Annotated in this window: 12 protein-coding genes and 1 pseudogene; 1 reads left to right on the top strand and 12 read right to left on the bottom strand. The window is 41.4% G+C overall.

Annotated features, from left to right (window positions below; translation table 11 throughout):
* Positions 1–214 precede the first annotated feature (214 nt).
* Positions 215–2,227 (bottom strand): discoidin domain-containing protein, encoded by a 2,013-nt coding sequence (locus tag ASG89_RS01665; protein WP_057308552.1) that lies wholly within the window; start codon positions 2,225–2,227, stop codon positions 215–217.
* 283 nt (positions 2,228–2,510) lie between these two features.
* On the opposite strand from ASG89_RS01665, the gene ASG89_RS01670 reads away from it, so the two are divergent.
* Positions 2,511–4,805 (top strand): AraC family transcriptional regulator, encoded by a 2,295-nt coding sequence (locus ASG89_RS01670; protein WP_057308553.1) that lies wholly within the window; start codon positions 2,511–2,513, stop codon positions 4,803–4,805.
* Between the two features lie 805 nt (positions 4,806–5,610).
* Here ASG89_RS01670 and ASG89_RS01680 read toward each other — a convergent pair.
* The 11 genes and pseudogenes from ASG89_RS01680 to ASG89_RS01725 all read right to left on the bottom strand — a co-directional run bounded on the left by ASG89_RS01680 (position 5,611) and on the right by ASG89_RS01725 (position 15,597).
* Positions 5,611–5,796 carry a DUF4177 domain-containing protein gene (locus tag ASG89_RS01680; protein ID WP_057308555.1) on the bottom strand — a complete coding sequence of 62 codons (186 nt, stop codon included), beginning with the start codon at positions 5,794–5,796 and terminating at the stop codon, positions 5,611–5,613.
* A 195-nt stretch (positions 5,797–5,991) separates the two neighbouring features.
* The gene (locus ASG89_RS35310) at positions 5,992–6,714 is read right to left on the bottom strand and encodes a M50 family metallopeptidase (RefSeq protein WP_082592570.1); all 723 of its coding nucleotides are present in this window, start codon (positions 6,712–6,714) and stop codon (positions 5,992–5,994) included.
* A gap of 67 nt (positions 6,715–6,781) precedes the next feature.
* Positions 6,782–7,339, bottom strand: coding sequence for a YHYH domain-containing protein (locus tag ASG89_RS37360; protein WP_235549549.1), 558 nt, complete (start codon positions 7,337–7,339; stop codon positions 6,782–6,784).
* Positions 7,340–7,552: 213 nt separating this feature from the next.
* Positions 7,553–8,479: a hypothetical protein gene (locus ASG89_RS01690; RefSeq protein ID WP_057308557.1), complete on the bottom strand. Its 927-nt coding sequence runs from the start codon at positions 8,477–8,479 to the stop codon at positions 7,553–7,555.
* Between the two features lie 196 nt (positions 8,480–8,675).
* The gene (locus ASG89_RS37365; RefSeq protein ID WP_235549550.1) at positions 8,676–8,888 is read right to left on the bottom strand and encodes a hypothetical protein; all 213 of its coding nucleotides are present in this window, start codon (positions 8,886–8,888) and stop codon (positions 8,676–8,678) included.
* Between the two features lie 372 nt (positions 8,889–9,260).
* A complete protein-coding gene (locus tag ASG89_RS01700) occupies positions 9,261–9,584 on the bottom strand; it encodes a hypothetical protein (RefSeq protein WP_057308559.1) in 324 nt (107 codons plus the stop codon).
* A 423-nt stretch (positions 9,585–10,007) separates the two neighbouring features.
* A complete protein-coding gene (locus ASG89_RS01705; RefSeq protein WP_057308560.1) occupies positions 10,008–10,679 on the bottom strand; it encodes an ABC transporter ATP-binding protein in 672 nt (223 codons plus the stop codon).
* A gap of 65 nt (positions 10,680–10,744) precedes the next feature.
* Positions 10,745–11,232 (bottom strand): annotated as a pseudogene (locus ASG89_RS01710) (sigma-70 family RNA polymerase sigma factor); the annotation flags it as partial.
* A 151-nt stretch (positions 11,233–11,383) separates the two neighbouring features.
* Entirely contained in the window at positions 11,384–12,169 is a 786-nt protein-coding gene (locus ASG89_RS01715) for a response regulator (RefSeq protein WP_057308561.1), read from the bottom strand.
* Entirely contained in the window at positions 12,141–13,901 is a 1,761-nt protein-coding gene (locus tag ASG89_RS01720; protein ID WP_057308562.1) for a sensor histidine kinase, read from the bottom strand. The genes ASG89_RS01715 and ASG89_RS01720 overlap by 29 nt, the downstream gene beginning before the upstream one ends.
* A gap of 103 nt (positions 13,902–14,004) precedes the next feature.
* Entirely contained in the window at positions 14,005–15,597 is a 1,593-nt protein-coding gene (locus tag ASG89_RS01725) for an extracellular solute-binding protein (protein WP_057308563.1), read from the bottom strand.
* Between the last annotated feature and the right edge of the window lie 16 nt (positions 15,598–15,613).

A 15,613-nucleotide genomic window follows, 5' to 3' on the forward strand; every position in this document is an offset into this window, starting at 1 on the left:
CGTAACCTCCCCGTTACTCAATTGTTGTTCATAGTCCAACGATAACCGATACGATGGAATCTGTGTATTTAACAAATCCACAAATGCTTCCACTAAATCGCACGAATAACCCTATAAAACTGCTTAGATTTTCGTTTTTCTTCACAAAAAAAGCGAAAACCCCTATATAAGGGATTTCCGCTTATCATCCATCTTGGTCATGTAGCCATTCCGTTTAATAAATTTTGATCGACGAAGTTTTATCGCTCCATCCCTCAGGCGTCAGTGAAGGGTCATCCTCCGTTCTAGTCAACATAGTCCCTTGGAAATTATTATCCCAATACAGCTCTACGGTCGCTCCCCCAAACACTCTTAATGACGTAATATCATCATTGCTTATCCCCGCTTCCTGAAGCTGAGCAAGTGTATAATTACCCTTCGGCAGCGTCACCGCGTTTCCGCCATAACTTCCATCCTTGTAGAAGGTCGCACCCGACGCAAATCCATAAGCCTCCCATTCATAAATCCGGGCTGAGGTATCTCCGCTTTTTGCAGCCGCATCCGTCACATATAGTCGAAGATATCTCCCGAAGGTGTTGGTATTATGGGTCGTGACATTTGCCCTATTATCCGTTACGCTAGCCACATTCGTCCAATTCGTTGCATCATCGCTAATCTGAATCTGGTACGCGACAGTATTCATAGAAGAGACTTCTCCCCCAGAGGCGGCATGCTTAATCACAAATTGATACAAATTACGGCGGTCTCCGAGGTCTACTCGCAGCCAATGCGGCTCCGCTCCAGTTGCAGCCCACTTGCTATTGCCCGCCACGGCGCCATCAAAGGCCTTTTCAGGTCCTTCACCTGTTACCGCCCCGTCTGCAGTTGCACTGCGGTTAAGCGCAACGTTCACATAATCAAACAATTCAACCTCAGCAAGCTGAAATTCCGCGCCTCCATTACTTGTATATTCCATTCGAATGTACTCGTATGCGGTACTGTTGTTGAACGTATATTCCTTCGTCTGGAAGCGGAGGGGAAAACTCTCATTCGATCTTGTATCCAGCGTCGTCCAATTCACACCGTCATTGGAGCCTTTTACTGTCCAACTCTTGGGATCCCTAGTTGTTGGATTATCGTTGGCTGATGTCAATCGATAACGATTGATGGCGAATTTGCTTCCATTAGCAAATTGATACTGAATCCATGCCGAGCCGTGGGGGATGCAGTATTTGGTTGTTTTGGAATTGTCAAAAGCTTTGGCAATGTCTTCTCCGCTCGCGCTATCGTTAAATTGGGCAGTGGCCGTTCCGGCGCTTGTTCGATCAGGCAGAGGATCGCCCGTCAATGGAATTTCGACATCAAGTTGTACGGGATAATGATCGGATGGATATCTGCCATTTTCATTATAATGGTTGATTTCTATGGTGTTAATCTTGACGGCATTTCGCTGAAATATCCAATCGATATGTCCGTCGGTCGTGGAACCGGTATAATTGCCGAAAGTGGTATCATTCACATAGCTATGTCCCGCATCTTTCCAGGTATCATTAAAGTCAGAGTTATCCAGTATCATGTAACCGTTTCCAATTTCTTCTGAATTCAAATCACCGCCGATAAATACGGGTACATTCGGTGAAGTTACATACTTGGAGATTCGCTCTAATAGTAATTGCGAAGATTGTTCCTGCGCATCAGCTGATAAGGAGTAATGCGTATTAAAATAATAAAATATGGCCCTGCTATCCTCCTTGGACTGAAATTTGGCCCAAGTGCATATGCGAGGCCATTTCGTATCATAGGAGCTTCGGCTGCCCACGACATCAGGGGTTTCGCTGAGCCAGAACTGCCCGGATTCCAGCACGTTGAATTTATCCGATCTGTACATAATGTTGACATACTCATCTGTCGTATTGCCAAACCGCGATTTTCCGATAGACTGGTAACTGGCATTCAAATTGCTCAAAAAGTAGTTCACTTGCACATCATAAGCCTCTTGCATACCGATAATATCCGGACCAAACGATTGGATCGCATTCACTGCAATCCCTTTCCTGTTGTCCCACGAATTGATCGTTCCGTCATCCCCGTGCAAATTCCGAACATTGAAAGTCATCAACCTCAAAGCTTTCGACTCTTGCCCCGCTGCCTCCGCACGGTTGGCCGGCCATAACCCATTGCAGACCATAACAAAGATTAGAGCGGTGAGCAATACTGTTGTCCACCTGGGCTTTACGCTTCTTTCCATCTTTCATTCCTCCTTCAGTAATAGATGGTGTCTTACCCATCCAACCGTACTGAAAAAGAGGGAATTTGTAAATTTCAAAACCATGCAAAACCTTTTAAATAACCGTTCGTCGTATTTCAATTCCCAGCTATCATTATCGTTTTTTAGCAATCCACTGCTTAGGGAGCTCCCATCTCTTGTATTTCAATTGTAGGTAGATTAATATAAATTGACATTATAATCACGCCACAGCTTTCAACTATTCATGTGGCCAAATGACAAACGATCAGGGAGGGAACAGACGATGTTCAACTGGAACCGAATAAGGCAGTACAAAGTATACCGCAAGTTGATCATCTCCTATATCCTCCTTGTCACCTTAACTATTTGGATCGTCTGCAGTCTATTGTTCTACCTCTTCTCATCCAACGCCGTGAGGGAAAAAAACGATCATGCCAAAACCCTCCTGACACAAGTCAGTTATGCCTCCGATGTCGTGAATAATGCCATTATGAGTATCGGCAACGAGTTGCTCAACGATCACAATATTATTTCTTTTTTCTATGAAGACGAGGACAAAATTCGCAATTACGAAATTACACGACAGCTTACGAAAATCCAAGCCGCTTATCCCTTTATTAAAAGTATGGGTATCTATAAGCCATTGAATGATTCCGTTTTGGATACAGTAGGCATACCGGTTGATAAAGAAGTGTTGTCGCAAAACACGAAAAAATACATGAGCTTTTACCCCCGCAAAGTGTTCGTCGAGAGATTTAACAATAATATGCCCTACAACCTGATCACGTTTGCCCTATATCCTGATTTCTCGATGACTACGCCATCCAGATCAGTTATCTATATCAATATGGATGAGACCTATATCCTGAATACGATCCGGAATATTAACAAAAGCGATCATGACATCAACACCTTTGTTATCAACATGCAAGGACAAGTGCTCTCGCATACGGACGCATCCCTGTTTCTGCAAGATTTGTCTGGCGAAAGCTACATTAAACGGATATTAAGCGAAAGAAAGGACGAACAAAGCTTTACAGACTATTTCCAAAATCAGAAGCAGCTCGTCACGTATGTCAAATCGAGCAATCTGAATTGGTATTTCGTTAGTGTCAGTCCGTATAACCAAGTTGTCGCTCCTATTAATGATCTGCGTAAGACTACACTTCTGATCGGGCTCATCTTGATGGTGCTTGGTATTCTGGTTTCATTATATTTGACAATAAACGTCTATACGCCCATGAATTCATTGATACGGGGACTGATCCCTGCCAACACGCATGCACATGCGAATTCAAAGCTGGATGAGTATAAGATTCTAGCTGATGCCTTCTCTCACTATGAAGAAAACGAAAAATCAATGAGATCGAACATGCATAAATCCTCACGGGTGATTAAGGAAAATTACCTGCATCATCTATTCAAAGGAGGACTGTCGGAAACGCAGGCGCCTGAGGAATTAGTCCAGAGAATCGAGAGCGGGCTTACGGGACCGTCATTTGCCATTATACTTTTTAAAATCGACAATTCCGCCGCGTTTAAGGAACAGTATCACCAGAAAGACCAAACGTTAATTCGGTTTGCCATAGGCAATATAGCACATGAATTGATGCAGAAGTATGGACAATTCGACCCGTTAGTCACTGAAGAAGATGAAATCGTCCTGCTTAGACAATATGCCAAAGAAGAATCTCAGAACGAGTTGCTGTCCACTATTACGGAGATTCAAACCACGGTCAAAACCTATTTCAAAATATCTTTGTCCGTCAGTATCGGAGACACGGTACACGCCAAAAGCGACATTCACCTTTCGCTTAAATCGGCGCAGCAATACGTGAAATTCCGCCTATTCTACGGATACGAATGTATACTGGATTCACACCGGACCAAAAAGCATTTTATGACAACGGTGAAATATCCCAATTCCTTAGAAAAGCAATTGATCGATGCTGTCATGCTGGGCAACTATGCCGTAATCGAGCATAAAATTGAAGAGTTCGTCCGTCTGTTGTCGAGCGGTTCCTATTATCAAGTTGTCAACTATTGCAGTCAGCTTATGATTTCGTTATTTAAGCAATTTGAGAACTCCCTCTCTATCTCAGAGGCTAATTATAATCAATATGTAGAAGCCATATCTGCTGTCAATAGTTCAGAAACAATCGGGGATATTTCGCAAATTGTAACGAACTATTCGCTGAATTTGTGCACCCAGTTGGAGGAGAGAAACAAGGGGGCCAACGCACAGAAGTATAAACGCATTGTTGAAGACGTTCAGCTGTATATTCGCGAACAATATACGAATTCCGCCCTCTCTCTTGAACTTGTGGCTGATGTTGTTGGCCTATCTCCGGGGTATCTTGGGAAGCTGTTTAAAGGAAATACACAGATGTCGTTTAACGAATATGTTAACAAAATCCGGCTTGATAAAGCCAAAGAGCTTCTCTCCTCGACGAACGAGCCCGCTTCCCGGATCTGCGAATTAGTGGGTATCTATAATGTTACTTATTTTTCTACCCTTTTTAAGAAAAATTACGGTATGACCCCATCTCAGTTCAGGGAACAGGTTTCTAGACAGTAAAGCAATCATTCTCTATAGATTTAAAAGTTACAGATCACGAACAAAGCCAGCAGGAAAAGGTCAGAGAAGAAGGGGGATTCCCCCGGACCTCTGACCTTTTAAAATTACCTTAAAAATAATGTTCAAATTCAGAATCCTCATGGATAAAATCACAAAGAGGCTTCTCTTCCCTTTTTGATACTCTCGGCCTCTACCATCCTTAAGTCTATTCATCTGCATTTTGCGTATTGCACTACCTTTATTCATCATTCATTCCCCTAAAACTGCAGCTTACCCTAGAAACATAATTATAAGCCATATGTTCCTTTACTCCAGCCTCTTTTAACAATGCCCTAACTTCAAATTTCTTAAGGTGCAAGATCGGGCGGAAATTATACACATACCTACCCTTTGTTTCGGCTGTCGCGCTACTTATTCCAGGTAGGGTACCCTGCGTTGGTGTCCGTATATTTTATAAGGTGCACAAGGAATTGAAAACAACCATATTCCGTCACAACGTTTAACTCCATACAAAAGCCTCTTTCAGTAAATGTATGACGTCAATATACTCGAGACGCTATTAAAATTTAATTTTAATCTTCGGCTATTTCAACAAAACAATGCCCGGAGCGGTTAAATGACAACCGTCCGAGCATTGTTTTGTTATGGCATAGTAAGTTCAAGAACCAGACGATACAATGGCCGTCACATGCTCTCCCGCTCCTACACATAGGTGTAATTCAAGTTGATTGTGTAACATTTACTCAACTCTCGCTTCTTAGTTAGTTTAATTGCTTATGCAGCCACCACATTATTCCTCAAATTATTATTTTTGAATAGGTCGTTCAAAAATAATTTCATATGCTGTAGGTTTACCATGGCCATTATAGTTTGTCAGTAGGACCTGTACTAATCTCCATCCTTCTCTTGCATTTTCGTCAATTGTTTCTCGATGTGTTGCTGAAGAGAAAAACCCACCTAAAGATGTTTCAACATATTTGTATTCGTACATCCAATTCACTCTTTTCACCATAGTTTGTTTTCACTTATACTACGGTTACGATTGCTGAATGTTCCAATTCTCTCTTCTTTAATAGATCAACACTGCTGCCAGCCTCTTCCACGCTCTACTGCCCTTTAGCTTAATGACCGCGGCAAGTCTACAACTTTATTTTCATTAAACATTTGTCGCGTCAAATGGCCAAATTTATGGAGTTCCTCGTAAAAATTTCTCTATAAAGTAAAATACCTCGGATGCCGTTGTAATTACATTGGAGTAATAGTCGGGTACAAGATCAACAAGAAGAAGTACAGTATATCCAAAGGTAAGAAATGAAATCAGAACAAAGATTATACCCCAAATTTGTGGTGGAATTAAAGTCATGTCGAAAAGATCCGTTGCATCACCAGCGCTTCGGTAATTGCGAAGGCTAAGTCGAGCCACTGTTAATGAACTGCTCAAGGAGTCTAAAAGGATGATGGTCATCAATATAAAAAGTGCCCAGTCTAAATTAACGTGGTACTTAATAGCCATAATGAACCCTGCAATCAGCGGTGAAGCCCAAGCTAGGCTCATTAGATCACGAAGCCAAAGAATTGCAGATAAACAGAGCATCATGGTAAGTGTCCATAGTACGACTTCTCCATAACCTTGTTCCAGCAAGTATATCATAAAGGATGGAAAGACAGAGGCAAAAGGGTAACCTCCAAAAGCGGTGATTACCCTTCCTCCCCACCAAGAGCTCGTTATTTCCGCGTATCCCGATGTATCGGCATTCAGTTTAATTTTCCGAACGCCACCCATTGAAATTATTGAGAATATGGCATGCCCAAATTCGTGAATAAATGTGTTTAAGAGTCTAGTATATCTATGTATGATTGGGATCTGAGTAATAATCGCTATGATGATAGCTGAGATCAGTATTTGCAGCTTAGGTCCCCCTACTTTATTCGATCCTAGATTAACTTATTCGTTCGATCCATTTTACTTTGATTTGTTATCCATATCGACGATCAAATGTATTAGTGCCTCTTATTATATACCTTTTGTTCGTATAGAGCCTTCCTGAATAGTTGCCTACAATGGTGTGGGTATTTCCGTCATCAGCTGTAAATTTTGCTACGAAGAACGGAGTATTTCGGTAAGCAGTCCGTGTGAGTATTCCGTTCAATTCTACTTCCTCATCAGGCGGATATGTTACCGGCGCTGGTGGAGGGGAATTTGAGAGGGGCACATCAATATTTGTTCGTGGTCTGTGCTTCGGAGTTGTCGCATTGTACCTCACAATAACAAAAATCAAAATGGTAGTGATTATTACGCCCCACACCACCCAACCCGGAATAGATACTGAATCCCTTGGTGTTGGGGGATTACTTTCCCCATTATTTGTGTAGTTATGATAATGGTATTCTCCGTAATCCAAACCCCACTCTGGACAGTTTGTTCTGCAAGTGTGCCCACCCTCTGAATCTTGACGACCAGGGTGAGCGCTGACGTTCGTGCATGATATCACAGCTGCTAAACATAGGAGGCAAAGGATAATAAAATTCTTCATAAGATAAGCCCTAGGTTGTAGTCATGAATCATCGGTTGGCTAATCTCGTAACGCGCTAAGAATTCATCTAAAGTCGATGTAATTGTAAACCTTCCACACATCGAAATCGCCTGCTTTCACTGGTCCGATTATTGTATGAGCTATCGCGCCGTTAAAGGTATCCTTGTTTGCTTCCATTACCACACCGATTATGGATAACAAAATTAAATCGAGTCACCTACACAAATCTTCAATGATGCTTCTTAACCAAACGACATAAACATGCTCATTATCGACTAACAGCAATTTGTCACTTCTAAAATCCCGAATACTTGATTGAATCTTATCTCCGTCTTTGTTAGTAAACTCAATAGAAAATTGTTCTTTAAATGATCCTGATTTCAGAAATGCATACTTATCGTGCTTACCGTATCCCTTATCAAATAAATAATAACTATCATATTTAATAAAACCTGATGATCCAGATATACCAGGATTGAAAAATTGTATTTCAGAATCTTTGATATTACACAAATTGAAATCTGAATAGTAATAAAACCAAATATCATGATCAGAAATTACATTCAAAGCATAGCAGTCGCAAATATCTGCTCTTGAATTACTAGATATTTTCTCACCGTCGATGTTCCAAGCAATCAATCCTGGGGCACCAATCGGGTTATCCCAACCATAATTGCCAAACACACCTTCATCAAAATAACCAGTCCATATAGTTCCGTTTTTTGAAACTTGGAGGCTCTGAATGCCATCCCCTAACAGTATCTCCTTCAGCAATACCCCATTGAGATCAAATAACTTCCCATTAAGTTCATACTTATCTTTATTGAAGTATCTTGTTCTCGCGCCAACTAAAAGTAACTTGTCGTTGTTAAATGGTTGAACAAAATGATAATTAAAACTTTGATTATAAATTGGTAATTCACTTACAAAGTCTTTCCCTACTGTAAGTACTTTATATGTATGAGCATTCTGTGTCTTGCTTTGAACAAACATGCCATCTATTCTTTCTGGAGTTTCATCAATAAGTAAAATATATATGTTATCATCAAATCCTATTGAAGCTGATACGATTTGAAACCCTTGAATATAAACACTTATGTCGAAAAGAGGTGCTAATTGAATTTTCGTCTTTTTAGTCATTGTATCTCCTTCTGATCTTGCAATCTCATAACGTTCTATTCACGAAGTTCGTAAATACTCCATCTCAAAATGAATTCGAGGAACGATTGAACTATCCTCCCGATAGTTTAATGAAAGCAAGAGAACTTATCCCACCATCTGCTCCCTGTGAATGCTTCGTTTTTCCGCTAGTGCCATACAGAACTTTTAACTTGAGCTACTGTCCCTCATAACCCCAAAACTCTAAAAGTCGTTTATTTTCTTTAATATCTTCCTCGGATAAACGGCCCAATTTCATTTTTGCAACTAGAAGGAGGTCTTTATAATCTGGGTACGTAAAGTCCTTGTAGATCTCCTGGTTTTTCTTATGGAATAGATGAATTAGTTCAGTTAGTTCGAAATAAGGCAATGTCCCTGATTTCCATTCCAAAAAAGATTGATACAAAGGTTCCAGGGTTTGTTCAGTTACCAATTTGTGATATTCATCAATAATTTCACGTTCTTGAAGTCGTTTTTGTTGCTTATTTAGATGTTAGTCTGTTCTCCAAGTTATTTTGCACCTCTTTGTATTGAACTAGTGATTATATAATGACATATACCGTTACCAAAATCCCAAAATAAAAAGTTGAGAAAACGACAGCCGTTTCTTCGAGTAATGTGATTACCCACCTAAATGCCTCTTGTCGGACACGAATCTTTCTGGATCCTATTTTACTGTTAGTAATAAATTAAACTCCAGGTAATAGCAACATTCAAGTTAATTATCTACAAGCGACCCTCAATGACCTCTTGTAAGATTTAATCAATCAATTTTATCTTTTATTACACTCACGCTCCTCGAGCTGAATGTAAACAAAGGTGAGTCCCACTTTTCGGGTTGTCTCTCTTCATCAACTAACTCAACTAGCTTAACCTTATACTGTCCGTTAGGATTTAATGATGGATACCAACCAAGATCTACTATTCTTTTATGATCTTGGCTGACAATTTGCAAGATGTCTTCGTCTAACTCCAAAACATTTTCATAAGTATCATCTGTAAATTCATCTGTTGAGATTTCATGAAAATTGTTTAAGGAAATCATCCATCTTGATGGAATTCTTAGAGGGACCAATTTTGGTTTCAAAGGAAATTCACGCCTTTCGTATCCACTTAATAATCATTAACCATTATACCTTCTTGAGGTGACCCATTCCACGCAAAACCTGCCCGTCCCTCGAAGTGAATGACTACCTCGTCGCGGCAACCCTTTCATTAATCAAAGAACTCCCTAGAAATAAAAAAATGAATGTTTACAAAAGTAAACATTCACTAACGAACTCTATTTTCCAGTAACACACTTTAATTTCCACTAACGATCTTTATTTTCCTTGATCAATTAATTATTTGTTATTTCCTTGATCATGAAGATCATCATCACACGATTTTGACCTGGCTTTTTCGTATGATACATTTATACTTCAAGAATAAAAATAAACCCGTGCGATTTGAACGGGCTTACTGCGTAATATCAATTCTGATGTTTAAATTTCACTAATGCATTCCGTACTCAATGCACCAACCGCCCATCCCTAAACTGCACAATCCGCTTCGCCTGCTCCGCAACCTGCCGATCATGCGTAATCACAATAATCGTCCGCCCCTGCTCATTTAACCGCCTGAAAATATCCATGATCTCCACACCCGTCTTCGAATCCAGCGCTCCCGTAGGTTCATCTGCCAAGATGATCGGTGGGTCACCAGCCAACGTCCGAGCAATAGCAACCCGTTGCTGCTGCCCACCAGAAAGCTCCGAAGGAAAGTGCTTCCGGCGATCCAGCAAATCAACCGCTTCCAGCGCTTGAAAGACAAGCGGCTCCCGCTGTTTTCTAGACAGTCCGCGATAAATCAACGGTAACTCCACATTCTCATAAGCGTTTAATCTCGGCAGCAGATTGAAGCTTTGGAAAACGAACCCTATTTTCCGATTCCGTATCTCGGCCAGCTGTGAATCCTTCATGGCGTGAATCTGTTTCCCATCAAGGGTGTAGACCCCTTCATCCGAAATGTCCAAACAGCCGATGATATTCATCAGCGTGGACTTGCCAGAGCCCGAAGGCCCCATGATGGCGACAAACTCCCCCTGCACGATGTCTAACGTAATGTCATCCAACGCACGAACCGTCTCGCCTCCCATATGATAAAATTTACTAACATGCTCAATTTGAATTAAGGCAGTCATTGTCTTCGCCTCCATTATTTGATGCCAAATAAATGAAGAATACGATTCTACAACCTAACGACGACTTACCGCTTCGCCTTATAAAACTCATGATACAGCTTCATTAAAGCCCGCTTTTCTATCCGCGACACATACGAACGTGAAATCCCCAGCTCCTTCGCACTCTCCCGCTGTGTCCGCTCTTCCCCACCAAGTTCAAGCCCAAACCGACCAACCACAACTTCCTTCTCCCGGTCGTCCAAAATTTCCAAATTTCTGTAAATTTTCGACTTCTCAATCTTCAACTGCACCGCATCCACCACATCGTCCGCCTCGCTGCCGAGGATGTCGATAAGCGTAATTTCATTCCCCTCTTTATCCGTTCCGATCGGGTCATGCAAAGAAACATCTTTCCGCGTTTTCTTCAATGAGCGCAGATGCATCAGAATCTCATTTTCAATACAACGCGCCGCAAAAGTCGCCAACTTCGTGCCCTTATTCGGGTCCCGATGGAGATCAAATCTTCCAAATCTTCCCCCGTATTGTCGAATTTTTTGAGGTTGTGGACACGAAGCAACGTAAATTTAAAATAATACACAGTGCCTTTTCATAAAGAAGGTTAAACTAGCGTGATTTTGATACAATAGAAGACATTTGTGATTCAATTTCTTAGTGTAGCCTAGCTATTCGGGAATTCATCAGACACGTAACCACTCTCCTATTCACTAACTCGGATCAGATATGCCGCCATCAACCGAGATGACAAAAAAAGCTTCCCTATAGTCGCCTGGTGTTTGACCTGTATATTTACGAAAAACTTTGTAAAATGTCCGGTGATTTTCGTAGCCTACGTGTTTCGCAATTTTGTCCAAAGACATCCCCTTCATCCCAATCAGGAGCTGCTTAGCCTTCTCTACTCGGACTTCATTGAGAAGAAAGTTGAATGTGTTACCCGTTTCTTTTTTGAATATTTGCCCTACATACACAGGATGCTGATCCAACAAAGAGGCAGCGTCACCAAGAGAAATATCCTTCATATAATTTGTCTTTATATAGTCAATTAAGATTCTGATATTCTCATTAGAATTCCCTTGTGGTTCCCCAGCTTCTTGCCTTTTAAGCTGAGTGGCTTGTTTCTCCTCCATAATATCAATTGCCATTCTTTTTAATAATTCGGCTAACTCCAACTGATTAATAGGTTTCAACAAGTATTCTTTAACTTGCAAGCGAATACCTTCACGTGCATATTTAAACTCGTCATAACCCGAGAGAATGATAAAGTGGGAGACATCTTTCTTTTGAGCCTCGCGAATCAGAGTCAAACCATCCATTTCAGGCATTTGAATGTCAGTTATTATTAAGTCAGGACGAAAGTAATCCATCTTTTCAAGCGCATCGATACCATCGTTTGCTGTAACAACCTTGGTGAAAGCTGTATTCTCCTTTTCTACCATATCCCGTATGCCAGCCAATATAATCTGTTCATCGTCCACGATCATTAATTTCAGCATCGCCGTTCTCCTTTAAATAAAGTCGAAGTGAACAAACTGTCCCTTCACCAGGAATGCTGCTAAACATCACGCCTGATTGCCCCCCGAAATACGCTTTCACCCGTTCGGCTACATTTGTAAGGCCAATGCCCATTCCTTGTGTTTCAGAAATACCACTAACAGCCTCGCCTGCAAGTACTTGCCGCAGTACTGTAAGCGCATCTTCGGAAATACCTGATCCGTTGTCAGACACTTCGATGATAGCGTAATCCTGCTCCTTGGCAAATCGTATAGCGATTTGCTTGGCCCCTCTTAGCTTCGATAGACCATGAATGATACTATTTTCAACAAGAGGTTGTAAAATAAACCTCGGACATTTTAACGTCATCAGCCCTTCTTCAGGGACTATCTCATAGTAAAGATCTCTCATCCGAATTTGATGGATGGAGAGGTATCTTTTTACATTGTTCAATTCATCCTGAAAAGTCGTTTCATCTTGTTTCGACAAACTGTATCGCAAAAGATCCCCAAGGGAATAAGCCATATCCGCAACAGTGGAATCACCACTTGCCCTGGCCAGCATGCGCATCGTTTCCAGCGTATTATATAAAAAATGGGGCTGGATTTGCGCTTGCAGCATTCTAAACTCAGCTTCTTTCTTCAGCAATTCTACTTTTTGGACACGGTTTACCAGTTCATCAATTCGATTGATCATGCCATTGTAGTTCAAGATCAGAAACCCAACCTCATCTTTTCCTACGCGCCCATTGTACGGATGATATAAGGAATCAGCTTCTACCCGGCGCATATGTCGCGATAATAGAAGGAGTCGTTTGGTCAAGGAAGAAACAAAAATGTAATAAAGAAGGGTTAACAAGGCAAGCAATGCAAAGCCCCCCATTATCCACCAGATCTTATGGCGTAGCAGCGTAAACAAGGCATCCTTCTGGTTAATTTCAATAATCGTAAGCCCCAGTCTCGACAAGTCCGTTGAATTGACAAGCATTTGGTTACGATCAGTCATAAACGTTTTACTCCCATTCGCACGTGCGGAAGACTTAATCTCCATTAGTTGATTTTCGGGTAATGAATTGTCCATTTTTTGATACACGATGGTACCATCTTGACTCACCAATAGGATCACATTGTTAGGATGGAGACTCCTAAGCTGATCGAGGAACTCCTCAAAGAATATGGATTGAACGGTAATTTGAAGTACACCAAAATCGTTAGAGTATGAATCGTTATAAATCTTGTGAAAGTAAGCCAGAGTTGGTATTTCACCGATGGAATCGATTGCCCATATCCCTTTTTTCGGACCCATTGCCTTCCAATCAGAGGTTTTAATGACATCTTCCAATTCGCGATACGCCTTAAAACCGGTAACATTCAGTAAACGTTCTTCGTATTTAGGGTATATGGTAAGATTTCGCACAAGTTTTTCTCCAAGATATGAAAATGAAATAGCGGGTACGATTTCTTTCAGATAGGCGTAAATTAAATCTCGATCATTCGTGTAGTCTCCTCGCAAAAATTCAATTAAAGCGTTGTTATTCTGATATATCGAGTAAAGTGATTCGATCTTAACTAGACTAGCGTCAAGATTAACAGCTAATTGTTCAATATTCTGCTGATTAGCTTGTTGGTATTGCGCAATAAACTTGTCATTCATCTGGCTATAAACAAAATAGGCAAAAGTAAGGAAAGGAATAATAATCAGAAGAATATAGCCTACAATCATTTTAGTACTCATACGCATACTCTTCACGGCTCCGTTTCCAAAAATGAACGAACTCATACGGCATGATAGACCATCCAATGTGGCTACATTCCGTATGAGTTTTTTATATGTTCTCTTATTTTGATTTTGTCAAACTATCGTATTTTTCCTTCAAGGGTCCGTATTGCTTTGTAGCCCATGATTCCAGTTTGGTCATCCCGATTTTCTCAGCCTTGCTTAGCATGTCATCGTACGCTTTTGCGGCTTCCGCCTCCGATTTCGAAAGATACACTTTCGTGACTTCCGTTTTTACCATATTATCGATATTTGCCCGAATAATCTGCTCCGGAGAATCAGTATCCGGATTAATCATGCCGATCGCCGGGTTATATTTCGTAATTTTAGAGTAGGCTTCCCCTTGGCGTGTCGTTTCCGAGCCTTTCTTGTAAGAGCTTAAAGCCATGCCAACACCGCTCTCCGTTGGCACGCCCCACCAGTAAACACCTTTCTTCTTGAGAACTTCAATATTTTGAACATCATAATTAAATTCCGGATATCCTGCTGCGTTCAGGGTCCAATCCTTATCTTTAATTCCCCACTCCGCTGTTCTCCAGCCCTCTTCCGAAAATAAGTATTTGAGTAGCCTCACGGTCGCCTCGACATTTTTATTGTTCTTCGTTACGTACATTCCTAGTCCGCCAGTTCCGGTACTGATGATGGATGCGCTCGGCCCGAGTGGCTCCGCTAGTTGAACGAACTTAAGATTTTTATCTTTTGAGTCTGCATTGAGGCGATCCGCAGCGGAATAAGTCCACGTGTAAGCAAAGCCTTTGCCGGCAAGTACCATTTGCTCGGTCTCCGACTCGTTCTTATATGCGAAATTTTCCGACGTGACAAAGCCGTTGCGATACAAACTGTTCATATAAAGCATTGACTTGCGAACCTCATCCTGTCTGAGGTAATATTCTATCTTGCCGTTCTTGTCTACAAACCCACCCTGAGCACCGAATTGCGTATCAAAAAAAGGTCTTTGCCAATTTGGGTTCAAGATTAATGGCGTCATTTCCGGGTGCTTTGCTTTAACATCGGTGAAAACCTTATTAAGGTCGTCAATCGATTTGATAGCTGGATTTCCGATTTCATCCAAAATATCTTTGCGCATAGCAAGTCCCGGAACCATCATATGTGCGTAAGGATTGGCTTTCCACTCGGCTTCCGTTGAGAAATCATTGCGGATGGCGTAATAATTTCCATCAGTTACAGTACTAACCAGCTCTTTAATTGGATCAAATTTTACATCTGGAGCGTACTTCGGAAAAATTTGATTGTACGGAAGACTAAGTTTCGCATCTGACATGAGTTTGAAGTTGAAAGAGACCACGATATCTGGCAAATCACCGGAGGCCGTCATCAAAGCCAATTGCTTGTCATCGGTAGCAACAGTGACTTTTGGCTTCACACAGGTTGCTTTTGTAATCGCTTCCGGGATTTCACCCGACCATTCCTGAAACGGATACCACGTGGCATCGACGAACATATTTAGCTCGACAGGTGATGTACAGGAACTTGGATTCTCGCTTGTACCAACAGCGGTTTTGGTGGCCGCTGGAGTACCACTCACTGAATAATTTCCCCCATTATCCGTACTTGTGCTGCACCCCGCAAGAACACCCCCTATCAGAAGTGGAGCGACTACCATTTTGGTGATTATTTCGATTCGTTTTTTCATTTTCTTTCCCCCTTCA

It is taken from the genome of Paenibacillus sp. Soil766 (genome assembly GCF_001428105.1).
Taxonomy (GTDB): Bacteria; Bacillota; Bacilli; order Paenibacillales; family NBRC-103111; genus Paenibacillus_E.

Excerpts from the sequence above, each read along its gene's own strand:
- ASG89_RS01715 (WP_057308561.1), bottom strand. The coding sequence starts at position 12,169 with ATGCTGAAATTAATGATCGTGGACGATGAACAGATTATATTGGCTGGC.
- ASG89_RS01680 (WP_057308555.1), bottom strand. The coding sequence starts at position 5,796 with ATGTACGAATACAAATATGTTGAAACATCTTTAGGTGGGTTTTTCTCT.
- ASG89_RS01705 (WP_057308560.1), bottom strand. The coding sequence starts at position 10,679 with ATGACTGCCTTAATTCAAATTGAGCATGTTAGTAAATTTTATCATATG.
- ASG89_RS01725 (WP_057308563.1), bottom strand. The coding sequence starts at position 15,597 with ATGAAAAAACGAATCGAAATAATCACCAAAATGGTAGTCGCTCCACTT.
- ASG89_RS01690 (WP_057308557.1), bottom strand. The coding sequence starts at position 8,479 with ATGACTAAAAAGACGAAAATTCAATTAGCACCTCTTTTCGACATAAGT.
- ASG89_RS01665 (WP_057308552.1), bottom strand. The coding sequence starts at position 2,227 with ATGGAAAGAAGCGTAAAGCCCAGGTGGACAACAGTATTGCTCACCGCT.
- ASG89_RS01720 (WP_057308562.1), bottom strand. The coding sequence starts at position 13,901 with ATGAGTACTAAAATGATTGTAGGCTATATTCTTCTGATTATTATTCCT.
- ASG89_RS01670 (WP_057308553.1), top strand. The coding sequence starts at position 2,511 with ATGTTCAACTGGAACCGAATAAGGCAGTACAAAGTATACCGCAAGTTG.
- ASG89_RS37360 (WP_235549549.1), bottom strand. The coding sequence starts at position 7,339 with ATGAAGAATTTTATTATCCTTTGCCTCCTATGTTTAGCAGCTGTGATA.